We start from the raw sequence: 23190 nt of genomic DNA on the forward strand, positions 1-23190 counted from the left end.
ATCAACGCAGCGGCGAAGTAGGCATTGCCGCCCGTGACATACGCGGCCGGTCAGCTTGGGCACAATGAACGGCTTTCGCCCAGCCTCTTTCGCGGTCCTTTGACGCGATTTCTTCACGCGATCCCTTCACGCGATGCAGCAAGAACCCGACTTCCTCCACAACCTGAACCAGGAATTCCGGGACGGCAGGCGCTGGCTGGACCGCACCATCGTGCTGGCCTATGCGGCGGCCGCCGGGCTGTGCGTGGTGGCCTTCACGCTGATGGCCGACGCGGGCTTTGAACTCTTCGAGAGCATCTACCACTGGCAGGGCGGCTGGGCCGTGCTGCTGTGGATGCCTGCCGTCACGGCGGGCGCCGTGTGGCTCACGCGGCGCTGGGCGCCGGGCGCGGCGGGATCGGGCATTCCGCAGGTGATCGCCACGCTGGACCCGGCGCTGGACCCCGCGCAGCGTGGGCGCTTCGTGTCGCTGTGGCTGTCCTTCGCCAAGATGGTCCTGGCCAGCGCGGGCTTTGCGGCGGGGCTGTCGATCGGGCGCGAGGGGCCTTCGGTGCAGGTGGCCGCCGGTGTCATGCACCATGCGCGGCGCTGGTTCGGGCCGCATTCGGGCATCAGCCACCATGCGCTGCTGGTGGCCGGCGGCGCGGCCGGCATTGCGGCGGCCTTCAACGCGCCACTGGCGGGCGTGGTCTTCGCCATCGAGGAGCTGTCGCGCAAGCTGGAGTCGCGCTCCAGCGGCCTGATCATCGCGGCCATCGTGCTGGCCGGCCTGATGGGCGTGTCGGCCTTCGGCAACCTCAGCTATTTCGGGCGCATCCAGGTGCCCCACCTGACCTGGGACGCGCTGCTGCCCGGCCTGTGCGTGACCCTGGCCTGCGGCGTGCTGGGAGGCCTCTTCGCCAAGCTGCTGGCCGCTTCGCTGACCCGCACGCCCGAGCGGCTCAACCAGCTGCGTGCGCGCTTTCCCATCCGCTTCGCGGCGGCGATCGCGCTGGTGATCGCCGTCATCGGCATGGTCACGGGCGGCGCCACCTTCGGCGCGGGATCGGAGGCCGTCAAGCACATGCTGGCGGGCCAGGCCGACGTGCCTTCGTTCTACGTCACCCTTAAGTTCATCGCCACCTGGCTGTCGGCCTGGGTGGGCGTGCCGGGAGGGATCTTCGCGCCCTCGCTGTCGATTGGCGCGGGCGTGGGCCACAACGTGGCCGGCCTGATGGGCGCAGACATTGCGCCCGCTCTCATCGCCATGGGCATGGCCGCCTTCCTGGCCGCCGTGACGCAGGCGCCGCTGACGGCCTTCATCATCGTGATGGAGATGGTGGACGGCCACTCCATGGTGCTCAGCCTCATGGCCGCTGCCATGCTGGCCAGCCTGGTCTCGCGCATGCTGGCCCGGCCGCTGTACGAGACGCTGGCCCAGCACATGCTGAGTCTGGTGCCTGCTCCTGCTCCCGAGCCAGCACCTGCAACTGAGCCAGCACCTGAGCCCGTACCAGCACCGGCCGCCGCGCCGGAGCCCGCCAGCGCACCCGCCAGCACCGCAGAGCCGGCTGCACCGCCCAGGGACCAGGACAAGCCCGCAGGCGCCTGAGCCGGGCGCGCTTGGCTGACAGGCAATGGCGAAGGGCGATGGCCTGGGCGCGCTGCACGCCACGCCATGCTCGCTTCCTGAGTCCTGACGCACAACCCGAGGAAAGGAACGCGCCATGTGGGAGGAAGTGACCAGTACCCTGGCCGAGGAATTCTCCAGCCTGCCCGATGCGGCCGAGGTCACGCGCGTCATGGTGCGCCTGCTGCTGGCGGCCCTGCTGGGCGGCATCGTCGGCTACGAGCGAGAACACAAGGGCAAGGCCGCCGGCCTGCGCACCCACATGCTGGTGGCCATGGGCGCGGCGCTGTTCGTGCTGGTGCCCGAGCGCGGCGGCATGGGCATTGCCGACATGAGCCGCGTGATCCAGGGCGTGGTGGCCGGCGTGGGCTTCCTGGGCGCGGGCGCCATCATCAAGCGCCACTCCGAGGAACAGGTGCAGGGCCTGACCACGGCCGCCGGCATCTGGATGACGGCCGCCATCGGCGTGGCCTGCGGCCTGGGGCGCGAGGCCATCGCGCTGCTGGCCACGCTGCTGGCCATCGTCATCCTCGTGATGCTGCCGCATGTGGTCAGTGCGCCGCCCCCGCAGGCTGACGCGGAGCCGGATACGAAGCCGCGCGAGACTTGAGGGCGCGCTGCTTGCGTTCTTCGTGGCTTTCCTCGGGGTGGTCGCCGGGCAGGTGGTCGGTGAGCAGCACAAAGTGCCGGCCCTGGTCGAGCAGGGATTCGATCCGGGCTTCGGCCGATGCGTCATTGCCGCTGCCTGCGTCTGCAGGTGCCTGCGCTTCGGGTTCGCGCAGGTAGACCAGGGGAAAGCGGGAGATATCGATCAGCATGTCATGGTTCCTGGGAAAAAGCAGGGCATCAGTACAGGTCGTGCCTGACCGCATGGGCGTAGTGGGCGTTGGCCTGTTCCTGTTGGGCGGCATCCATGGCGGGCGCCGTGGCGTCGGCCAACTGCGTGAGGGCGGCCATCATCTGGCCCACGGTGGGCAGGGCGGAGCGGTCCAGCTGGCTTGACGGGTTCCACAGGCCGGAGCGGTGGATGGCCTTGCCGCAGTGCAGCAGCACCTCGTCGACCAGGACCACGGTGGCGGTCTTGGGCGTGCCCCGGCCTTCGCTCAGCTCCTGCAGCAGATGGGGGTCGGTGGAGATGCGGCCGCGCCCGTTGATGCGCAGGAAGATGTCCAGCCCCGGGAACAGGAAGAGCAGGGCCAGGCGGTCATCGGCCTGCAGGTTGCGCAGGGATTCGATGCGGTTGTTGCCGGGCCAGTCGGCAAAGGCCACGGTGCGCTCGTCCAGCACCTGCACAAAGCCGGGCGGCCCGCCGCGCGGCGAGGCGTCCAGGCCGCGTTCGCCGGCCGTGGCCAGGCAAAAGAAGCTGGCCTGGCGCAGATAGGCCTCGTGGAAGTCGGACAGGCGGTCGCGCACGGCCTTCTGGATTCTTTCTGCCGGGGCGGCGTAGAGCGAGTCCAGGTCGATGGCCTGGCCTGGCGGCTCTGCAAGGGCGGTGTTGTCTGTGTGCATGGCACAAGCGTAAGAACAAAGGCGTTGGCGGCTGTAGACTGGATCAGCCAACAAATAGCTCAAAGACGCCATGCCCGATGCCATTCTTGAACTGGTCAGCCATGTGAACCGTGCCGATGGCCCCGTGCTGATCGCGGCCGTGGGCAACCAGGACGAGGAACTGGCCTCCGAGCCGCACCGCCACGCGCGCGGCCAGCTGTTCGGCTCGCTGCGCGGGCTGCTGTCGGTGGGCGTGGAAGACGCGGTCTGGGTGGTGCCCGCCATCCATGCCGTGTGGCTGCCGCCGCACCAGCTGCATTCGGGCCGCTCCCATGGTCCCTTCCACGGCTGGAGCGTCTATGTGGCGGAGCCGGCCTGCGCCGACCTGCCGCAGCGGCCCTGCGCCATCCGCACCTCGGGCCTGCTGCGCGAGGCCGTGCTGCGCGCCGCCGGCTGGGGATGGCAGCAAGGCGTGCCCACAACGCAGCCCGTGCAACCAGGCCCTTCGGCGGACCAGGCCCGCGCCCATGTGATGGCGGTGATCCTGGACGAGATCCGCACCCTGCCCGTGGAGCCCCTGGGCCTGCCCCTGCCCGCAGACCCGCGCCTGCAGCGCATCGCCCGCGCGCTGATCGCCGACCCGGCCGACGCCCGCGACCTGGAGGCCTGGGCGCGCTGGGCAGCGGTCAGCTCGCGCACGCTGAGCCGGCGCTTTGTCTCGGAAACCGGCTTCAGCTTCACCGCCTGGCGCCAGCGCGCGCGGCTGATGCGTTCGCTGGAGATGCTGGCCGCCGGCGCGCCGGTAACGAACATCGCGCTGGACCTGGGCTACGCCACGGCCAGCGCCTTCATCGGGCTGTTCCGGCGCACGTTCGGGGAGACGCCTGCGGCGTACCGGGGGAGGCTGGGGGCTGCGCGGGACTGAGGGGCTGCGGTGCCCTTGTGGCTAACGGCTTCGCCTACAACCGCTGCAACTGCGCATTCAGATACGCATCGCGCGAGGGCAGCAGGTGCTCGGCGCACAGGCGCACCAGGGCGTCGCGGTCCTGGGCGCGCAGGGCTTCGATCATTTGCCAGTGTTCCTGGCGTGCGCGCTCGCGGTAGTCGGCCGAGACCAGGGAGGCGAAGCGGATGGGGTGGGTCTGGCGCGCGTATTCGGTGATGGCCTTGTGCAGCGTGTCGTTGCCCGCCAGCGCAAACAGTTCCTGGTGAAAGGCCAGGTTGATGCGGAACACCAGGCGCGCGTTTCCTTCGGCCACGGCGGCGTCGTGCTGCTGCTGGATGGAGGTCAGGCGTTCGAGCCTCTCGGCCGGCACGGGCAGGGGGATCTTGCGGGCAGCCTCGACTTCCAGCATGCCGCGCAGCTCGTACAGCTCCTGCACTTCCTGGGTGGAGAACGAGCGCACCAGGGCGCCCACGTTCTTGCGGCGCTCGATGAGGCCCATGCGGTCCAGCGCGGCCAGGGCCTCGCGGGCGATGTGGCGCTTGACGTCGAAGCGGGCCATGAGGTCGTCTTCGACCAGGCGCTCGCGCGGGTGCAGCCGGCCGAAGACCACGTCCTCTTCCAGCGCGGCCACCATGGCGCCCAGGGCGTCGGCTGCGGGGGCGGGTTCGGCATCCAGGGAAATCGGCAGTGAGGCGGCAGCGACCATCAAGACAGGCGGTTGGGACAAAAACGCCATTTTGTCCGAACTGATGGCCCTCACTGGGCATGGCGGGCGTGCCGCGCTGCCTGCCATGGACTATTCGCGCGGGCCGGGAATGGTGCCGCGTTCGGTGGCGCAGCGCAGGAAGTCGAAGTCCACGCCCTGGTCGGCCTGGTTCACGGTGGTGAGAAAGAGCTTGCGGTAGCCGCGTTCGGCCGTGGGCTCGGTCACCGGGTGTAGCCGGGCGCGGCGGGCCAGTTCCTCGTCGCTGACCTGCAGCGTGAGCTCGCGCCGCGCCACCGACAGCGTGATGCGGTCGCCGTTGTGCACATGGGCCAGCGGCCCGCCCACGGCCGACTCCGGCGTGACGTGCAGCACGATGGTGCCGAAAGCCGTGCCGCTCATGCGCCCGTCGGAGATGCGCACGATGTCCTTGACTCCCGCGCGGGCCAGCTTGCGCGGGATGGGGATGTAGCCCGCCTCGGGCATGCCGGGCGCACCCTTGGGGCCAATGTTCTTGAGCACGAGGATGTCGTCGGCCGTCACGTCCAGATCGTCGCTGTCGATGCGGTGGGCCAGGTCGGCCGCGTTCTCGAAGACCACGGCGCGGCCTTCGTGCTCCATGAGCCGGGGATGGGCGGCCGACTGCTTGATGATGGCGCCGCCCGGCGCCAGGTTGCCCTGCAGCACGGCGATGCCGCCCTGCGGGTAGATGGGGTTGGAGCGCGGGCGCACCACGTCCTGCGCAAAGCCGGGGCCGGCGCGTTCGATCTCTTCGCCCAGCGTGCGGCCGGTGACGGTGAGGGCGTCCAGGTTCAGCAGGGGCTTGAGCTCGCGCAGCAGCGTGGCCATGCCGCCCGCGTGGTGGAAGTCTTCCATGTAGTGATCGCCCGAGGGCTTGAGGTCCAGCAGCACGGGCGTGTCGCGGCCCATGCGGTCCAGGGCCTTGAGGTCGATGTCATAGCCCATGCGCCCCGCAATGGCGGCCAGGTGCACGATGCCGTTGGTGGAGCCGCCGATGGCCAGCAGCACGCGCATGGCGTTTTCGAAGGCGGCGGGCGTGAGGATTTTGTCGATGGTCAGGCGCTCGCGCGCCATGCGCACGGCCTCGGTGCCGGTCTGCTCGGCGATGCGGATGCGGTCGGCCGTGACGGCGGGGGGCGAGGCGCCGCCGGGCACGGTCATGCCCAGCGCCTCGGCAATGCAGGCCATGGTGCTGGCCGTGCCCATGACCGAGCAGGTGCCCACGCTGGCCACCAGCTGGTTGTTCACGTCGGCGATCTCTTCGGCGTCGATCTCCTCGGCGCGGAACTTGCCCCAGTAGCGGCGGCAGTCCGTGCAGGCGCCCACGCGCTCGCTGCGGTGCGAGCCGGTGAGCATCGACCCGGTGATCAGCTGGATGGCCGGGATGCCGGCCGAGGCCGCGCCCATCAACTGGGCCGGCACCGTCTTGTCGCAGCCGCCGATGAGCACGACGGCATCCATGGGCTGGGCGCGGATCATCTCCTCGGTGTCCATGGACATGAGGTTGCGCAGGTACATGCTGGTCGGCGCCGAGAAGCTTTCGTGCACCGAAATGGTGGGGAAGTCCATGGGCAGGCCGCCCGCCAGCATGACGCCGCGCTTGACGGCCTCGATCAGCTGGGGCGCGTTGCCGTGGCAGGGGTTGTAGCTGCTGCCCGTGTTGGCAATGCCGATGACGGGGCGCTGCAGCGCCGAGTCCGTATAGCCCGCGCCCTTGATGAAGGCCTTGCGCAGGAACAGCGAAAAGCCGCGGTCGCCGTAGTTGGTCAGGCCCTTCGATATGCCGCTTTCGGCGTCGGCGGGAGTGATGTCGTGGGCCGGGGAGGGCGTCTTGGGGTCGGTCATGGCGGCGGTCCGTGGGTCTGGAGTGGGGAGCGAAGGCAGGCGCTGCCTTGCGTTGACGGCAGGATAGCGGCGCTTCCCTCAAATTATCATCGGCGTTATCACCTATATTATTAATAATCTAATTGACCAACCATGCGACCGTGTCCGGTCTGCGTGCCGGACATGTTTTTCCGACACAAGACAAGGAGACATCCATGACCGCCGCACACCGATCTCATCCGCCCAACCGGCGCGCCCTGCTGGGCGCCGCACTGCTGACCCTGGGCGCAGGCCTGGCGTTGCCTACCGCAGCCAGCGCCGCAGCCGACGCCGCTTCCAACGCCGGGTATCCGGCCCGGCCCATCAAGCTGGTCGTTCCCTACACGCCCGGCGGCGCCACCGACGTGATCGGGCGCGTGGTGGGGCAAAGGCTCTCGCTGGCGCTGGGCCAGCCGGTGGTGGTGGAGAACCGGGCGGGCGCGGCCGGCAACCTGGGCGCCGCCGCCGTGGCCAAGGAAAAGCCGGATGGCTACACCCTGCTGCTGGGCGCGCTGACCAGCCATTCCATCAACAGCGTGCTCATGGCGTCCACGGCAGGCTTCACCATGGACAAGAGCTTTGCGCCCATTGGCGTGGTGGGGCGCGTGCCGCTGGTGGTGACCGTGGGCCCGTCGGTGAAGGCGGCCAGCCTGGGCGAGTTCATCGCCCTGGCCAAAAGCCGGCCGGGCGGGCTGAACTACGGCTCCTCGGGCAATGGCTCGCCCCAGCATCTGGCGGCCGAGCTGTTCAAGCGGCAGGCCGGCGTGCCGCTGACGCACGTGCCCTACAAGGGCAGCACGCCGGCGCTCAACGATTTGATGGGCAGCCAGGTGGATGTGGTGTTCGACACCCTGCCCGCCACGCAGGGCTTCATCAAGGGCGGGCGTCTGCGCGCGCTGGCCGTGACCACGGCGCAGCGCGTGCCCTCCATTGCCGACATTCCCACCACGGCCGAGGCCGGGCTGTCGGGCTTCGAGGTGACGTCGATGTTCGGCCTGCTGGCGCCTGCGGGCACGCCCGCGCCCATCGTCGCCCGGCTCAGCGGCGCGCTCAAGGAGGTGATGGGGCAGCAGGAAGTGAAGGACGCCCTGGTCGCCCAGGGCGCCATGCCTACGTTCACCACGCCTGCCGAGGCGCGAGCCCAGATCGCCGAGGAGGTGGCGCGCTGGTCCGCCGTGATCCGGCAGGCGGGCATACAGCCGGATTGAGGCTGCGCCTCAGCGTCGCCGGGCCCGCGTTTCCGGCAGAAAGGCCGTTGCCAGCCCCAGCAGCGGCAGGTAGGCCACCAGGCCGTACACCCAGACGATGCCGTGGGTGTCGGCCAGGTTGCCCATGCCGGCGGCCCCCAGGCCGCCGATGCCGAACATGAGTCCGAACATCAGCCCCGAGACCAGGCCCACGCGGCCGGGCACGGCCTCCTGGGCGTAGACCACCAGCGCCGCAAAGGCCGAGGACATGACCAGGCCGATGACGATGGACAGCACGGCCGTCCAGAACAGGTCGGCATGCGGCAGCAGCAGCGCAAACGGCGCCACGCCCAGGAAGGACACCCAGATCACGGCCTTGCGCCCTATGCGGTCGCCCACCGGGCCGCCCGCGAAGGTGCCCGCCGCCACGGCCGCCAGGAAGGCGAACAGGTACAGCTGCGACTGCTGCACGGGCAGGGCAAAGCGCTCGATCAGATAGAAGGTGAAGTAGTTGGCAAAGGCCGCGATGTAGACGAACTTGGCGAACATCAGCACGCATATCACGGTCACCGCGCGGATGACCTGCGAGCGGTTCAGCGCCGTCAGCGCATGCTGGCCGGCCGCCACCACCTTGGCCGGCGCATGGTGCAGGCGCCAGTGCGTGATGCGCAGCAGCACCCAGATGGCCAGCAGCGCCACCAGCATGAACCAGGCAATCGCATGCTGGCCAAACGGAATGACGATGGCCGCCACCATCAGCGGGCCGATGGCCGAGCCCGTGTTGCCGCCCACCTGGAAGGTCGATTGCGCCGTGCCGAAGTGCCCGCCCGAGGCCAGCCGCGCCACGCGCGAGGCCTCGGGGTGGAAGGTGGACGAGCCCACGCCGATCAGCGACGCGGCGGCCAGCAGCATGGGGTAGCTGGTGGACAGGGCCAGCAGGCCCACGCCCACCAGCGTCACCACCATGCCCAGCGGCAGCAGGTAGGGCTTGGGATGCTTGTCGGTGTACAGGCCGATCCAGGGCTGCAGCAGCGAGGCCGTGACCTGGTAGACCAGGGAGATCCAGCCGATCTGCGCGAAGCTCAGCGAGAACTCCGTCTTGAGCATGGGATAGACGGCCGGCAGCACGGCCTGGATCAGGTCGTTGAGCAGGTGGGCAAAGGCGGCGGCGCCGACGATGCGCAGCAAAAAGCCCTGCGCGGCATGGCCGGGTGCTGGATGGGCGGGCGCCGGATGGGCGTGCGTTGCAGGCTCGGCCAGCTCGCCCGGGGCGCCAAGAGTGGTGGTGTTGCTTGTCATGGAGGAAAGGGCCCCGCAGGGCGGAACGGTCAGGGTCCGGCGTTGACGAAGGTCAATGGGCCGTGGGACCGAAGATAGGTGTTTGGTGCCCGTCTGTCTCTCTCTATACTGACTTCAATTGTCGAGATCGGGACAGAGAGCCGCATAGAACCACACACAGCTCCAGGATGGGAAGACCCATGGCCGCAGAACTGCCGCGCAGATACCTCAAGTACCACCAGACCGGGCGCCCCATGGCCGCCATGGAGGCCAACTGGGCGCATGGCACCAGCACGGGCTGGCACTCCCACCCGCGCGGCCAGCTGCTGTATGCGATCGAAGGCGTGATGTCCGTGCAGCTGCATTCCGGCTCCTGGCTGGTGCCGCCCAACCGGGGGCTGTGGATAGAGGCCGACGCCGAGCACGATGTGCGCATGTCGGGCGACGTGAAGATGCGCACGGCCTACATCGACGCCTCGGCCTTTGCGGACCTGCCCGCGCGCACCTGCGTGGTCAACGTGTCGCCCCTGCTGCGCGAGCTGGTGGTGGCCGCCGTCGGCGTGCCGCTGGACTATGCCGAAGGCAGCCGCGACGAGCGCCTGATGCACCTGCTGGTCGATGAGCTGCGCACCGCCGAGGTGCTGCCCCTGCACCTGCCCCTGTCCACCGATGCGCGGCTGCGCCAGGTCTGCGAGGCCCTGATGCGCGAGCCTGCCGACACCGCCACCGCCGAACACTGGGCGCAGCGCCTGGGCGTGAGCGCCAAGACGCTGCAGCGCCTGTTCGTGAAGGAAACCGGCATGCCCTTCGCCCAGTGGCGCGAGCAGGCGCGGCTGATGTTCGCGCTGGGCCGCATTGCGGCGGGCGAGCGCATCATCGACATCGCCCTCGATTGCGGCTACGCCAGCCAGAGCGCGTTCACGGCCATGTTCAAAAGGCATTTCGGGGTGCCGCCTTCGGGCTTCCAGCGCTGAGGCACGACCGGACCAAGGTCGGGCCGGGCCGACTTGGATGCAGATCCAGATATCGATTGCGGCACAAGCATATGCCCAAAGATTCGTTCCCCCGCGCCTGCATCGTGGCGATACTGGCCGGCCGCATTCCCTCCACTGCCTTGCCTGTACCACCGTGCTACCCGACCCAGTCCCCGACAGCGCGGCCGAAGCGCAGGTCGATCGCGTCATCGACGGCCTGCTCAACGGCCTGCAATGGCGCGCCAGCGTGTTCCATGTGGGGCAGTACTGCGGGCGCTGGCGGGCCTCCACGGCGGGGCGCGCGCGGGCCAGCTTTCACCTGATCCTGGACGGGCGCTGCTGGCTGCACCTGCCGGGCCAGCCCTCGGTGGAGCTGCAGCCGCGCGACGGCGTGTTCCTCTCGCGCGATGTGCCGCATTTCATCTCGCCCTATGCCGACCCGGACATGGCCTGCGCCCCGCAGGCCATGCGCCCCGTCACGGGCGAGGCCGGCATCGGAGAGACGGCGCTGGCCTGCGGCTTCTTCACCTTCGAGGGCCCCATGCGCGGCCTGCTGGTCGATGCCTTCCCCGACCACCTGGTGCTGCGCGGCGACGACCATGCGATGAGCGGCGCCTCCATGCTGTTCGACCTGATGCGCGCCGAGGCGCTGCGCACGGGCACCGAGCCCTCGGCCGTGATGGACCGGCTGGTGGGCCTGCTGTTCTTCTACGGCCTGCGCCAGCTCGCGCATGGCGATGCGCGGGCGCGCGGCATCTGGAGCCTGCTGCGCCGGCCGGGCTTTGCGCCGCTGGTTGCCGAGCTGCTGCGCGAGCCGGCCCGCAACTGGAGCGTGGCCGACATGGCCGCGCGCGTGTGCCTGTCGCGCGCCACGTTCTTTCGGCAGTTTGCCGAGGCCTGCGGCCAGCCGCCCCAGCAATTCCTGCTGCTGCTGCGCATGCAGCTGGCGGCACGCCGGCTGGCCCAGGGCGAGGCGATAGGCCAGGTGGCCGAGGCCGTGGGCTACGAGTCCTATGCGGCTTTCTCGCGCGCCTTCAAGCGCGTGATGGGCGAGCAGCCCGGCGCCTGGCAGCGCGCGCAGGCACGCTGCTGCTGAGCCGCCATCCGAGCCCGCCGCATCCGCCTGCGGGTTGACACGTTCGGGCATAAATCCGCGACGCGGCGGCATTGATGGCAAGGGGGGCGCGGCCGATCATGAAGGCATTCCTTCATTCCTGCAAAGCACCATGGCACGCCTGACCCTGCACACCCCGCAAACCGCCCCTGAAGCCAGCCGCCCCTTCGTGGAGCGCGCCCTGGCCGGCAACGGATTCCTGCCCAACCTGATCGCCATCCTGGCCAACTCGCCCCAGGCGCTGGAGACCTATGTGACCGTGGGCCAGATCAACGCGCGCGCCCAGCTCACGCTGGCCGAGCGCGAGGTGGTGCAGATCACGGCGGCGCGCATCCATGGCTGCGACTTCTGCGTGGCTGGCCACACCAAGCTGGCCTTCAAGCAGGCCGGCCTGGCCCAGGCCGAGGTGGTGGCGCTGCAGGACGGCCGCGACACGGGCCAGCCGCGCCTGGACGCCGTGCGCCGCTTTGCCGAAGCCGTGATCGCCACGCGCGGCGCCGTCGCCGACGAGGCCCTGGCCGCCTTCCATGCGGCCGGCCTGAGCGAGCAGCAGGCGCTGGAGGTGGTGCTGGGCATCAGCCTGGCCACGCTGTGCAACTTTGCCAACAGCCTGGCGCAAAGCCCCGTCAACCCGCAACTGCAGCCCTATCTGCCCGAACAGTTCCGACAACCGCAGGAGAACGCACATGCTGGTTGATTCGCTGCGGCAGTGGCTGGACGCCCATGCCGACTCCCTGGACGAAGGCCCCGCGCATGCGCACGAGGTGCTGCCCCGGCTGGCGCAGCACGGCCTGTTCGGCCTGGGCGTGCCCGTGGCCGAGGGCGGGCAGGGCGGCAGCCTGGGCGATGCGCTGGAGGCCATTGCCGGCGTGGCCGGGCATTCGCTGACGGCGGGCTTCGTGTTCTGGGCGCAGCGCGCCTTTGTCGAGTACCTGCTGCAGTCGCCCAACGCGGCACTGCGCCAGCGCTGGCTGCCGGGCCTGCTGCAGGGCACGCAGGCGGGCGCCACGGGCCTGTCCAACGCCATGAAGTACCTGGGCGGCATCGAGGCCCTGCAGGTCGAGGCCACGCCCGTCGGCACTGTCGGCGCCGACGGCCTTGCACTGCGCGGGTGCGTGCCCTGGGCCACCAACCTGGTGCCGCCGGGTCGCTTCGTGGTGGCCGTTGCCGTCTCGCGCAGCGACGGTGCAAGGCCCTTCGTGGCCGCGCTGCCCGGCGATGCGGCGGGCCTGCAGCGCAGCGCCGACCTGGACCTGATCGCGCTGCGCGGCAGCCATACGGCGGCGCTGTCCATCGAGGGGCTGCAGATCGGTCCGGCCGATGTGATCCATGCCGACGCCAACCATTTCCTGCCGCGCGTGCGGCCCGCCTTCATGGGCCTGCAGCTGGGGCTTTGCATCGGGCTGGCGCGCGCCTCGCTGGCGGCGGCCTCGGCCCGTGCCGGCGCCGGGCGCGATGTGCTGGGAGGCCCGCTGCAGCAGCAGCGCCACGCGCTGGAACTGGCCACGGCCACGCTGCATGCGGGCCTGTCCGACGGGCGTTTTCTTGACCGACCTCAAGCCCTGTTCCGCCTGCGCCTGGAATTGAACGACATCGTGCAGCAGTCCCTGCAGCTGGAGCTGCACGCCAGCGGCGGGCGCGCTTATCATCGCGACCAGCCGCTGGGATTTGCGCGCCGTTGGCGCGAGGCGGCCTTCATCCCCATCGTGACGCCCAGCGTCACGCAGCTACAGGGCGCGCTGGCTGGCGCGGCCCTGGCAACCACCAGTTCATGACCCAGACGGAAGCTTTCTCCCCTGACGCTCCCGCGCCCGTGCTGCAGGCACGCGGCGCGGGCTTTGGCTATGCGCCCGGCAAGGCCGTGTTCGAGGACATCTCCCTGAGCATTGCCCCGCGCGAAATCGTCTGCCTGCTCGGCGGCAGCGGCTGCGGCAAGTCCTCGCTGCTGCGCGTGCTCGGCGGCCTCGAATCACCGGACGGCGGCGCCTGGAGCCGGGGCGAACTCCAGTTCCTTGGCCAGCCGCTGACCGCGCCGCACCCGCGCGCGGGCTTCGTGTTCCAGCAGCCCAGCCTGCTGCCCTGGCTGGACGCGCGGCGCAACGTGGGCTTCGGCCTGGACTTCGAGCGCCAGCCGAAGCTGGAGGCCGGGGCCCGCCGCCAGCGCGTGGAGCAGGCGCTGCAGGCCGTGGGCCTGGGCGGCAGCGGCGCGCTCTACCCCTCGCAGCTGTCGGGCGGCATGGCCCAGCGCGTGGCCCTGGCGCGCGCCCTGGCCCGCGAGCCGCAGCTGCTGCTGGCCGACGAGCCGTTCTCGGCCCTGGACGCCATCACGCGCGCCGAGATGCAGGAGCTGATGGTGGACGTGGTCCACCGCTGGCACACGGCCGCGCTGCTGGTCACGCATGACATCGACGAGGCCATCCTCGTGGGCGACCGCATCCTGCTGATGGGCGGGCGGCCCGGCCACATCGTGCGCGAATGGCGCGTGGACATAGCGCGCCCGCGCGAGGACCAGGCCGCCGCCGTGACCGCGCTGCGGCTGGACATCCTCTCGGCCCTGCACGGCGTGCGCCATGCGGCCCAGGCCTGATCCGGCTCGCCTGCCTGCCGATCCGCCTGCAGATCCGCCATTTCTTCGACTTCAACCATGCTCTTCTGAAAGGTCTTTCGCATGAGCTTCCAGGACCACCCTTCCTACACCCACATCTGCGCCTCGTCGGACTGCGGCTGCGGCCTCACGCGGCGCGACATGCTGCGCCTGGGCGCACTGGCCACGGCCTCGGTGGCCGCGCCGCTGCTGGCCGCAGGCGATGCGCGCGCCCAGGCCTTCAAGGGCGATGACCAGCCCGTGAAGATCGGCTACCTGCCCATCACCGACGCCACGCCGCTGCTGGTGGCCCACGGCAACGGCCTGTTCGAGGCCGAAGGCCTCAAGGCCGAGGCGCCGCGCCTGTTCCGCTCCTGGGCCCAGATCGTCGAGGCCTTCGTCTCGGGCCAGGTCAACGTCATCCACCTGCTCACGCCCTCCACGCTGTGGGTGCGCTACGGCGCCAAGTTCCCCGCCAAGATCGTGGCCTGGAACCACGTCAACGGCTCGGGCCTGACCGTGCTGCCCGAGATCCAGAAGGTACAGGACCTGGGCGGCAAGACCGTGGCGATCCCGTTCTGGTACTCCATCCACAACATCCTGCTGCAGGACGTGCTGCGCAAGGCCGGCCTCACGGCCGTGACCCGCGCGCGCGGCGGCGCCATTGCGGCCAACGAGGTCAACCTCGTCGTGCTGGCACCGGCCGAAATGGTCTCGGCCCTGGCAGGCAAGTCGATTGCGGGCTTCATCGTGGCCGAGCCCTTCAATGCCGCCGCCGAGATCGCGGGCGTGGGCAAGATGCTGCGCTTCTCGGGCGATGTCTGGAAGGACCACGCCTGCTGCGTCACCTTCCTGGCCGAGCGCGATATCGCCGACAAGCCCGAATGGGCGCAGCGCGTGACCAATGCCGTGGTCAAGGCCCAGTTGTGGACGCGCGACAACCGCCTGGCTGCCGCGCGCCTGCTGTCGAGCACGGGCGAGCGCCGCTACACGCCGCATCCGCAGCAGACGCTGTCCAAGGTGCTGGCCGCCACCGACTACGCCAGCTACGAGGCCAGCGGCGTGGTCGTCAACAAGGGCTGGCACCAGCGGCGCATCGACTTCCAGCCCTATCCCTATCCCTCGTACACCGAGCAGCTGGTGCGCGCCATCAAGGCCACCAAGGTCGAGGGAGACACGCGCTTCCTCGACAAGCTGGAGCCCAGGTTCGCGGCCACCGACCTGGTGGACGACCGCTTCGTGCGCAAGGCCATCCAGGCCGTGGGCGGCCCGCAGGTCTTCGGCATTCCGGCCGATTTCTCGCGCCGCGAAACCATCGTGGTGTGAGCCAGGTGTTGCGACGTATTGGATTGCCGCTGCTGGGCGCGGCCCTGGTCCTGGCCCTGTGGTGGGTGGGCGGCGCGCTGCTGGCGCGCAGCACGCCCGTGGCTGCGGCCTTCGCGCCCTGGCCTTCGCTGCAGGCGCTGGGCCAGCTGCTGACGGGCGCCGACATCTGGATGCACACCCTGCTGAGCCTGCAGCGCGTGGCCGTGGGCCTGCTGCTGGCCTTCGTGGTCGGCGTGCCGCTGGGCGTGCTGGTGGGCCTGTCGCGCGGATTCTCGCAGGCGTTCTCGCCCGTGTTCCAGTTCCTGCGCATGATCTCGCCGCTGTCGTGGATGCCCATTGCCGTGATGGTGCTGGGCGTGGGCGACGCGCCCGTGTACTTCCTGCTGGCCTTCGCCGCCGTCTGGCCCATCCTGCTGAGCACGGCGGCCGGCGTGGCCCAGCTGGACCGCAACTGGCTGCTGCTGGCGCGCAGCCTGTCGGCCACGCGCACCGAGACTGTTCTGCGCGTGGTGCTGCCCGGCATCACGGCCCAGATCCTCACGGGCGTGCGCCTGGCCATCGGCATCATCTGGATCGTGCTGGTGCCCGCAGAAATGCTGGGCGTATCGGCCGGCCTGGGCTACTTCATCCTCGACACGCGCGACCGCCTGGCGTATTCGGAGCTGATGGCCGCCGTGGTGCTGATCGGCGCCCTGGGCTATGCGCTGGACCATGCGGCGCGGTGGCTGCACCAGCGCTGGATGCACTGAGCGGCCGGCATCACCGGGGCATCAGGCCTTCGGCATGTCGTCCACCGGGGCGGCATGCCCGGTGGCCACGATGGCCTGGACCAGCAGGGCGATCAGCGTGTCCTGCAGGGGCGACGGCGCCGCCGCCTCCAGCGAGGCAATGGCCAGCTGGTAGCGGATGCGCGGCCTGAACGGGCGGCTGGACAGGGCGCCGGGCTGGCAGTAGCTGGCCAGCAGGCCGTTGACCATGGACACGCCCAGGCCCTGCGCCACATGGGCGCAGGCCTCGCCCACGGAATGCACCTCCACGGCCACGCGCGGCTGCACGCGCGCATGGCGAAAGGCCATGTCTATCTCCTGGCGGATCTCGCGCTGGCGGCCCAGCAGGATCAGCGGGGCGTCCACCAGATCTGACGGCGTCACCTCGTCCAGCGCCTGCAGCGCATGGCCTTTGGGCATGATGCAGACGGCCTCGGACTCCAGGCAGGCCCGCGTGCGCAGGCCGGGCATGGTCATGGGCAGGCGCACCAGGCCGATGTCGGCGTCGCGGCTCAGCAGGGCCCGCTCGGTCTCGGTATAGGAGCCCGACAGCACTTCCAGCACCACGTCGGGATGCGCCTGCATGAACTGGTGCGCAATGGCCGGCATCAGCGAGGTGGCCAGGGTGCCGGGCACGGCCACCTTGAGCAGCCGGCGCTTGAATCCGCCCAGCCGCAACTGCTCGGCATGGCGGCGAAAGCACTGGGCCGAATCCATGAGCACCTGGGCGTCGTGCAGCAGGGCCTCGGCCTCCTGCGTGGGCGCCAGGCGGCCTTTTTCGCGGATGAAAAGCCGCAGGCCCAGGTCCTGCTCCAGCTGGGCCAGCAGGCGGCTGATGCCGGGCTGGGACAGCCCCAGGCGCTCGGCCGCACCCGTGGTGGAGCCGCTGAGCATGATGGCCTGGAAGGCTTCGAGTTGCTTGAAATTCATGGGTTGTACAGGCGGTGCTTGCATGATGGCAGCGTGGCCGGGGGCGCGCACGGCGCATCACGAATCGCATAGGGTAATACGCGTCCGTCATACCGTTGTGGTGGATGCGGGGGCTCCTGAGAATCGGCGGCGTCAGAACACGCACAACACAAGGAGCAAGATTCCATGAAGGCCCTGCCAAGCATTGCCGCCGTCTGCAGCCTGTCCATCGCGGCCCTGGGCCACCCGATTGCGCATGCGCAGGACATGCAGGTCTACGGCCAGATCCGGCTGACCGTGAACCACCTCAAGACCGGCAATGCCGGCTCCACCATGGAAGAGCGCGACAACGCCTCGCGCCTGGGCTTTCGCGGCAAGGAGGAGCTGGGCGGCGGCCTGCAGGCGCTGTTCGGCATGGAGATGGGGCTGGATGCGGACACGGGCTCGCTGACCACGCCGGCCTTTCGCAACAGCTACGTGGCACTGCGCGGCAGCCTGGGCACGGTGGCCCTGGGCCGGCTGGATTCGGCCAATCCCACGGGCTCGCCGCTGTACTCGCAGGTCACGGGCATCACCTCGTTCGCGGCCAATGACGCCGGGGCCACGGCCATAGGCACCTCCATGCTCAATGCGCGCAACCGCACCTCCAATTCGCTGGGCTACCAAAGCCCGTCGTGGGGCGGCACGGTGTTCCGTGCGCGCTACTACCTGCGCGGCGATGCCAAGGCCCCAGGGCTGGAGGACGACGCCAGATCGCTGGACCTGGGCCTGAGCTACGCCGCAGGCCCGTGGACGGCCGGTCTGGGCTACGCCAAGGACACGCGCGCCGGTGGCCTGCTGGCCAACGAGTTCGACAGCAAATGGCAGATGGGCCTGCGCTACAGCTTTGGTGCCATCGAGCCCTATGTGCTGCTGGGCCGTGACCGCTTCAACCACAAGCCCGGCGTCTCGCGCGCCGACGTGGACTACTGGATGCTTGGTACGCGGCTGCGCCATGGCGCACACGCCGTGGTGCTCAACCTGATGCAGCGCGACGTGCAGACCTCGCTGACCGGCAAGCGCAGGCGCCAGCAGCTGGCCTATACCTATGCGCTGTCCAAGCGCACCGAACTGCAGGCCTTCGTGGACCACGACGGCGTGGACTCCAGCCGCCCCAACGTGGCCGTGCGCGCCATCGGCGCGGGCGTGCGCCACGACTTCTGACCGTCCTGCACACCCGCATCAAGAATGGAGATTCCCATGACCCACTTCCAACGCTTCCTGTCCTTGGCTTTCCTGGCATTGGGCCTTGCGCTGGGCCTGGCGCCCTTGCCCGGCCATGCGGCCGAATTCCCGGAAAAGCCCGTGCGCATCGTCGTGCCGTTCCCCGCCGGTGCCGCGGCCGATGCCGCCATGCGCGTGGTGGCCCGCAAGATGTCCGAGCTGTGGCGCCAGCCCGTGGTCATCGACAACCGCCCCGGCGTGCATGGCTTCCAGCTGGTGTCTTCCGCGCCGGCCGATGGCTACACCCTGCTGCTGGGTGCGGGCTCGGGCATGGTGACGGCGCCGCTGCTGTCCAGCAAGCTGTCCTACAACCCCTCGCGCGACTTCGTGCCCGTGGGGCGGGTGCTGATCAACGTGCCCATCCTCACCACGCACCCCAGCCTCAATGTGAGCACCGTGCAGGAGCTGGTGGCGCTGGCGCGCAAGAACCCCGGCGCGCTGAACTACAGCTCCAGCGGCAACGGCACGCCAGGCCATCTGTCCATGGAAATGTTCCAGGCTGCCACGGGCACGCGCATGCTGCAGATTCCCTACAAGGGCGGCGCGCCCGCCGTCAACGAACTGGTGGGCGGCCATGTGCAGCTGGGCATCAATGCCGTGCCCAGCGTGGTGCTGCAGATCAAGGCCGGCAAGCTCACGCCGCTGGCCGTGGCCAGCGCCACGCGCTCGCGCGCCCTGCCGCAGGTGCCCACCATGGCCGAGGCGGGCGTCAAGGACTTCGAATACGACATCTGGTATGCGCTGTTCGCGCCCACCGGCACGCCGCCTGCGGTGGTGGCCAAGGTCAATGCCGCGCTGGTGCGCTCGCTGCAGGACCGTGAAGTGGCCAAGTCTCTGGAGGCGCAGGGCGCCGAGCCCGCGCCCACCACGCCCCAGGAGCTGGCGCGCTTCATGCAGGAAGACACGGCGCGCTGGGCCAAGCTGGTCAAGGAACGCAACCTCAAGCTCGACTGAGCGCCAGCAGCATGAGCAACACATCAATCACCCACCTAGGCGGCGTGGTCCGCCACAGCCTCGTCGTGCCCATGCGCGATGGCGTGCGCCTGGCCACCGACCTGTATCTGCCCGAGAACCTCGGCCCCCACGAACCCGGCCCGCTGCCCGTGCTGCTGGAGCGCACGCCCTACGGCAAGAACGAGGAAACGCGCCGCGAGCGCAGCGCGGCCAACCCCCTTCCCATGCGCCGGGGCGAGGTGGCGGCCCGCTTTGCGCGCGAAGGCTATGCCGTGGTCGTGCAGGACTGCCGGGGCCGCTTCGGCTCCGAAGGCCAGTTCACCAAATACCTGGGCGAGGCCCACGATGGCGCCGACACCCTGCAATGGATCATGGAGCAGCCCTGGTGCAACGGCAGCGTGGGCACCTACGGCCTGTCCTACGCCGCACACACGCAGACTGCGCTGGCCACGCAAAGGCCGCCGGGCCTCAAGGCCATGTTCCTGGAATGCGGCGGCTTTGCGAATGCCTACCGGGGCGGCATACGCCATGGCGGTGCCTTCGAGCTGAAGCAGGCCGTCTGGGCCCTGCGCAATGCGCGCAGCGGCAGCAACCACCTGGAGCCCGCAGCGCGCCAGGCGCTGGAGCAGGCCGACATCGGCCGGTGGTGCCTGCGCCTGCCCTGGTCGCGCGGCGACTCGCCGCTGCAGTGGGCGCCCGAGTACGAGGACTACCTGTTCAGCCAGTGGGAGCGCGGCAGCTTTGACGACTACTGGCGCCAGCCCGAGCTGTACGCCGCCGGCCACTACGGCGCCTTCGACGGCCTGGCCGTGATGCTGATGTGCGGCTGGTGGGACCCGTATGCGCAGACCACCACGGACAACTACCTGGGCCTGTCGCGCGGCGATGGCCGGGTCCGCATGGTGCTGGGCCCCTGGACCCATGGCGAGCGCAGCGTCCCGCATGCGGGCGATGTGGATTTCGGGCCCGATGCCGTGCTCGACGGCGCACTGGCCGACGACTACGTGGCCATGCGCCTGGCCTGGTTCGACCACTGGCTCAAGGGCCGGCCCATGCCCGCGCGCCAGCAAGCCGCCGTGCGCTACTTCCGCATGGGCGGCGGATCGGGCGCGCGCACGGCCCAGGGCCGGCTGGACCACGGCGGGGCCTGGCGCAGCGCCGACCACTGGCCCGTGCCCGGCACGCAGCCCACGGCCTGGCACCTGCACGCCGACGGCAGGCTGGCCCGCGAGCCCGCGCCGCAGCCGGGCGTGCGCAGCTACCGCTTCGACCCGGCCTGCCCCGTGCCCACCCTGGGCGGCTCCATCACCTCGGGCGAGCCGCTGATGTTCGCAGGCGCCTACGACCAGGTCACGCACGAGAGCACCTTCGCCGCCCGCCCGCCCTACGGCCCGCTGTCCGAGCGTGGCGACGTGCTGGTGTTCCAGACCGAGCCGCTGCAGCAAGACCTGGAGGTCACGGGCACCATCACCATCGAGCTGCAGGTGTCCTCGTCCGCGCCCGACACGGACTTCACCGCCAAGCTCATCGACCAGTACCCGCCCAGCGCCGACCATCCGCAGGGCTATGCGATGAACATCACCGACGGCATCCTGCGCTGCCGCTACCGCAACTCATGGGAGCAGCCCGAGCTGATGACGCCCGGCGAGGTGGTGGCCATCACCATCGAGCCCATGCCCACCTCCAACCTGTTCCGCAAGGGCCACCGCATCCGCCTGGACATCTCCAGCAGCAACTTCCCGCGCTTCGACGTGAACCCCAACACCGGCGCGCCCGAGGGCAGTGCAGGACCCATGCAGGTGGCGGTCAACAGCCTGCACCTGGGCGGGGCGCATGTGTCGCGCGTGGTGTTGCCGGTGGTGGGAAAGCTGGTGGACAGGGCCGTCTGATCGGCACTAGGCACTAGCGGCGCTATCGAAGCTATCGGCCCTACTGGCCCTACTGGCCTGTGGGACGGTAGGCAATGCCAAACCGCTGGGCCAGCGCGTGCAGGCGCTTGTCCAGCGACCACAGGCTGGCGCCTGAAGACATGAGTGCCGAGGCCAGGAGCGTCATGTCCACCAGGCCGCAGCCCAGACCAAAGAGCTGCTCGCGCTCTATCAAGGCCATCACTTCGCGCATGCTGGCCTGCCGGGCAGGCTTGAGCCGTTGAAGGTCTGCGAGCGTGCGTGCGCGTGCCGGTGGCGTGCCGCAGGCCAGTTCGCCCAGCACCAGGGGGTGCATGAGCGCCATGTCTTGCTGCAGCAACTGCACCAGGTGAGGATTGCCCTGCCTGAAGTGATCGATCCAGACCGAGGTATCGACCAGAACGGGATTCATGGCTCGATGCCCTGTGGGCGACGGGGAATCTCCCGCATGTCCGGTGCGCTGCCTCCCAGCGCGGCCAGACGCTTGGCCGCCTGCACTCTCACGAAAGTCTTGACGGCTTCGCGAAACAGGTCGGCCTTGTCCATTTCTGGCTCCGCCAGCTCCAGCGCTTCCTCGTACAAGGCGTCGTCGATGGTGACCGTGGTTCTCATGGTGGACCTCATTGCATCAATGTTGAAGCAAGTTTGCATCCAATGGAGCATCCCTGCAAGTGAGCCGCGCGGGATGGCACCGGCTTTGCCTGCATGGTGTTTTTAGTCTATTGGTTGTACCATGCAACCAAATTGCGAAGGAACATCGCCATGGACATGCAGCAGCGTCAGTTGGAACTGGCCGGTCCCCTGCCAGCCCTTGCACCATCGGGGCGGCTCCGGGGGCGTGTCTGCCTGGTAGTGGGCGCCACCAGCGGCATAGGCCGGGCCACCGCCTTGCGCATGGCCGAGGAGGGCGCCGCCGCCGTGGTGGTCACGGGGCGCCGCCGTGAGCTGGGCCTGCAGCTGGAGCAGGAAATCCGGCAGCGAGGTTCGGACGGCCTTTTCCTGGCCTGCGATGCAACGCGGCAGGAGGACATGGCGGCGGTGGTGGAGCAGGCCGTTGCGCGCTTCGGGCGGCTGGACGCGGCCTTCAACAATGCGGGCTTCCAGGAGCGGCGCGCCGCGCTGGCCGAGCAGGATGACGCGGTCTTCTCCCAGGTCTTCGACACGAATGTGCGTGCGGTCTTCCACGCCATGCGCCATGAACTGGCGGCCATGCTGGCGGCGGGCGGCGGCACCATCGTGAACAACACCAGCGTCAGCGGCATACGCAATCCCAACCCGGGCCTGTCGCTGTACGGCGCCTCCAAGGCGGCGGCCCTGTCGCTGACCCGCGCCGCCGCCATGGAGTACGCGCCGCGCGGCATCCGCATCAATGCCGTTGCCCCTGGCCGCGTGGTCACGGACATGATGCTGGGCTCGGGCATTGCCGACATGCATGCCGTGGCGGCGGGCCTGCCGCTGCGCCGCATGGGCCATCCGCAGGAGGTGGCCACGGCCGTCGTCTGGCTGATGTCGGACGAGGCGGCCTTTGTGGTCGGGCACTGCCTGGCGACCGATGGCGGCTTCCTGGCCGGATGAGCCTGCCCGGGGCAAGTCCGTTGCGCGAAGTGAGCACTACCGGGTTTGATATGATGACTGTATAAAGATACAGTTTTCGAGCGGCCTGGCTGCCCGATCTGCCAGGCCCATGCTCCCTCCCCACCGCTTCTACTACCTGCACAACTTCCAGCGCGCGCTGGACTGGATTGGCCAGCGTTACGGCGATCTGCTGGACGCGCCCGAGCAGGCATTCCTCACCCGTTTCACGCAGCTGCCCCAGCCCTCGCAGGCGCTGATGGTGCGTTTGCTGATGCGGCGCGGGCCGTGGTTTCGGGCTGGCAAGCTGGTGTACGAAGAGATTCCCGCCATTGCTGACGCGGCCGCACCCCTGCTGGATCTTGGCTGGCTGGACGCGGGCCACCCCATGGCGCTGGAGGAGCTGTTTGCGCTGCACACCAAGCCCGAGCTGCTGCAGCTGTTCGCAGGCGCACCCGTTCACTCAGGCCTGCGCAAGGCCGAGCTTTTGCAGGCCCTGCAGCCCCTGCATGAGGCGCCCAGGCCCTATGCGCAGTGGCAGCCCCAGGGTGTCGCAGCCGGCGAATCCGCCTGGCGTGTGATGGTGGGCGCGCTGTGCGAGCGCTTTCGGCTGATGTTCTTCGGCAACCTCTACCAGGACTGGTCGGAATTCGTGCTGGCCGACCTGGGCGTGTTCCGCTACGAGGCCGTGGCCTTCGATGCGGCGTCGCGGGCCTTCCAGTCGC

23 protein-coding genes and 1 pseudogene are annotated in these 23190 nt (G+C 69.5%); 16 read left to right on the forward strand and 8 right to left on the reverse strand.

From position 1 onward, the window contains the following. The first annotated feature begins 133 nt into the window (after window positions 1-133). Both JHD82_RS16380 and JHD82_RS16385 read left to right on the forward strand, forming a co-directional pair. Complete coding sequence (locus JHD82_RS16380; RefSeq protein WP_199137505.1) at window positions 134-1591, forward strand: chloride channel protein; 1458 nt, start codon at window positions 134-136, stop codon at window positions 1589-1591. Between the two features lie 115 nt (window positions 1592-1706). Then, window positions 1707-2219 (forward strand): MgtC/SapB family protein, encoded by a 513-nt coding sequence (locus JHD82_RS16385; protein ID WP_012207634.1) that lies wholly within the window; start codon window positions 1707-1709, stop codon window positions 2217-2219. On the opposite strand, the gene JHD82_RS16390 is transcribed toward JHD82_RS16385, so the two are convergent. Both JHD82_RS16390 and JHD82_RS16395 read right to left on the reverse strand, forming a co-directional pair. Beyond that, window positions 2161-2427 carry a hypothetical protein gene (locus tag JHD82_RS16390; RefSeq protein WP_233174764.1) on the reverse strand — a complete coding sequence of 89 codons (267 nt, stop codon included), beginning with the start codon at window positions 2425-2427 and terminating at the stop codon, window positions 2161-2163. The genes JHD82_RS16385 and JHD82_RS16390 overlap by 59 nt on opposite strands. A gap of 28 nt (window positions 2428-2455) precedes the next feature. Further along, on the reverse strand, window positions 2456-3118 hold the full coding sequence (locus JHD82_RS16395; RefSeq protein WP_199137507.1) for an MSMEG_1061 family FMN-dependent PPOX-type flavoprotein: 663 nt from the start codon (window positions 3116-3118) through the stop codon (window positions 2456-2458). Window positions 3119-3188: 70 nt separating this feature from the next. On the opposite strand from JHD82_RS16395, the gene JHD82_RS16400 reads away from it, so the two are divergent. Beyond that, on the forward strand, window positions 3189-4022 hold the full coding sequence (locus JHD82_RS16400; RefSeq protein WP_013800526.1) for a helix-turn-helix domain-containing protein: 834 nt from the start codon (window positions 3189-3191) through the stop codon (window positions 4020-4022). A gap of 34 nt (window positions 4023-4056) precedes the next feature. Here the strand turns inward: JHD82_RS16400 and JHD82_RS16405 are convergent, their stop codons facing one another. Continuing rightward, the gene (locus JHD82_RS16405; protein WP_043821684.1) at window positions 4057-4749 is read right to left on the reverse strand and encodes a GntR family transcriptional regulator; all 693 of its coding nucleotides are present in this window, start codon (window positions 4747-4749) and stop codon (window positions 4057-4059) included. A 90-nt stretch (window positions 4750-4839) separates the two neighbouring features. Further along, window positions 4840-6612, reverse strand: a complete 1773-nt coding sequence (locus tag JHD82_RS16410; protein ID WP_199137509.1) for an IlvD/Edd family dehydratase — start codon at window positions 6610-6612, stop codon at window positions 4840-4842. A gap of 194 nt (window positions 6613-6806) precedes the next feature. Here JHD82_RS16410 and JHD82_RS16415 point away from each other — a divergent pair, with 194 nt between their 5' ends. Then, window positions 6807-7838 carry a tripartite tricarboxylate transporter substrate binding protein gene (locus tag JHD82_RS16415; RefSeq protein WP_199137511.1) on the forward strand — a complete coding sequence of 344 codons (1032 nt, stop codon included), beginning with the start codon at window positions 6807-6809 and terminating at the stop codon, window positions 7836-7838. Between the two features lie 9 nt (window positions 7839-7847). Here the strand turns inward: JHD82_RS16415 and JHD82_RS16420 are convergent, their stop codons facing one another. After that, entirely contained in the window at window positions 7848-9116 is a 1269-nt protein-coding gene (locus JHD82_RS16420; RefSeq protein ID WP_199137513.1) for an MFS transporter, read from the reverse strand. Between the two features lie 179 nt (window positions 9117-9295). Here JHD82_RS16420 and JHD82_RS16425 point away from each other — a divergent pair, with 179 nt between their 5' ends. From JHD82_RS16425 to JHD82_RS16455, 7 genes are all read left to right on the forward strand, one after another. Beyond that, window positions 9296-10069, forward strand: a complete 774-nt coding sequence (locus JHD82_RS16425; RefSeq protein WP_199137515.1) for a helix-turn-helix domain-containing protein — start codon at window positions 9296-9298, stop codon at window positions 10067-10069. 154 nt (window positions 10070-10223) lie between these two features. Continuing rightward, a complete protein-coding gene (locus JHD82_RS16430; RefSeq protein WP_199137517.1) occupies window positions 10224-11165 on the forward strand; it encodes an AraC family transcriptional regulator in 942 nt (313 codons plus the stop codon). Window positions 11166-11295: 130 nt separating this feature from the next. Beyond that, window positions 11296-11880: a carboxymuconolactone decarboxylase family protein gene (locus tag JHD82_RS16435; protein WP_199137519.1), complete on the forward strand. Its 585-nt coding sequence runs from the start codon at window positions 11296-11298 to the stop codon at window positions 11878-11880. Then, a complete protein-coding gene (locus JHD82_RS16440; protein ID WP_199137521.1) occupies window positions 11870-12958 on the forward strand; it encodes an acyl-CoA dehydrogenase family protein in 1089 nt (362 codons plus the stop codon). The genes JHD82_RS16435 and JHD82_RS16440 overlap by 11 nt, the downstream gene beginning before the upstream one ends. Beyond that, entirely contained in the window at window positions 12955-13770 is an 816-nt protein-coding gene (locus JHD82_RS16445) for an ABC transporter ATP-binding protein (protein ID WP_199137523.1), read from the forward strand. The genes JHD82_RS16440 and JHD82_RS16445 overlap by 4 nt, the downstream gene beginning before the upstream one ends. 81 nt (window positions 13771-13851) lie before the next feature. Further along, the gene (locus JHD82_RS16450; protein ID WP_016448371.1) at window positions 13852-15093 is read left to right on the forward strand and encodes an ABC transporter substrate-binding protein; all 1242 of its coding nucleotides are present in this window, start codon (window positions 13852-13854) and stop codon (window positions 15091-15093) included. Further along, entirely contained in the window at window positions 15090-15842 is a 753-nt protein-coding gene (locus JHD82_RS16455) for an ABC transporter permease (protein WP_170962118.1), read from the forward strand. The genes JHD82_RS16450 and JHD82_RS16455 overlap by 4 nt, the downstream gene beginning before the upstream one ends. Window positions 15843-15863: 21 nt before the next feature. On the opposite strand, the gene JHD82_RS16460 is transcribed toward JHD82_RS16455, so the two are convergent. Beyond that, window positions 15864-16790, reverse strand: a complete 927-nt coding sequence (locus tag JHD82_RS16460; protein ID WP_199137525.1) for a LysR family transcriptional regulator — start codon at window positions 16788-16790, stop codon at window positions 15864-15866. A gap of 165 nt (window positions 16791-16955) precedes the next feature. Here JHD82_RS16460 and JHD82_RS16465 point away from each other — a divergent pair, with 165 nt between their 5' ends. From JHD82_RS16465 to JHD82_RS16475, 3 genes are read left to right on the forward strand one after another with little or no spacing between them, the layout of a single operon-like run. Then, window positions 16956-17972 carry a porin gene (locus JHD82_RS16465; protein ID WP_012207617.1) on the forward strand — a complete coding sequence of 339 codons (1017 nt, stop codon included), beginning with the start codon at window positions 16956-16958 and terminating at the stop codon, window positions 17970-17972. Window positions 17973-18008: 36 nt separating this feature from the next. Then, complete coding sequence (locus JHD82_RS16470) at window positions 18009-18986, forward strand: tripartite tricarboxylate transporter substrate binding protein (protein WP_097204947.1); 978 nt, start codon at window positions 18009-18011, stop codon at window positions 18984-18986. 11 nt (window positions 18987-18997) lie between these two features. After that, a complete protein-coding gene (locus JHD82_RS16475) occupies window positions 18998-20875 on the forward strand; it encodes a CocE/NonD family hydrolase (protein ID WP_199137532.1) in 1878 nt (625 codons plus the stop codon). 49 nt (window positions 20876-20924) lie between these two features. Here JHD82_RS16475 and JHD82_RS16480 read toward each other — a convergent pair whose 3' ends face one another. Beyond that, complete coding sequence (locus tag JHD82_RS16480; protein WP_199137540.1) at window positions 20925-21305, reverse strand: type II toxin-antitoxin system VapC family toxin; 381 nt, start codon at window positions 21303-21305, stop codon at window positions 20925-20927. Further along, window positions 21302-21505 carry a type II toxin-antitoxin system VapB family antitoxin gene (locus tag JHD82_RS16485; RefSeq protein ID WP_012207613.1) on the reverse strand — a complete coding sequence of 68 codons (204 nt, stop codon included), beginning with the start codon at window positions 21503-21505 and terminating at the stop codon, window positions 21302-21304. Before JHD82_RS16485 ends, JHD82_RS16480 begins: the two co-directional genes overlap by 4 nt. Window positions 21506-21655: 150 nt before the next feature. Between JHD82_RS16485 and JHD82_RS16490 the strand changes: the two genes are divergently transcribed. Then, entirely contained in the window at window positions 21656-22468 is an 813-nt protein-coding gene (locus tag JHD82_RS16490; protein WP_199137542.1) for an SDR family NAD(P)-dependent oxidoreductase, read from the forward strand. Window positions 22469-22577: 109 nt separating this feature from the next. Beyond that, window positions 22578-23190 (forward strand): annotated as a pseudogene (locus JHD82_RS16495) (VRR-NUC domain-containing protein); the annotation flags it as partial.

Origin of the sequence: Delftia sp. ASV31 (genome assembly GCF_016428765.1) — a bacterium.
Classification (GTDB): Bacteria; Pseudomonadota; Gammaproteobacteria; order Burkholderiales; family Burkholderiaceae_C; genus Comamonas; species Comamonas acidovorans.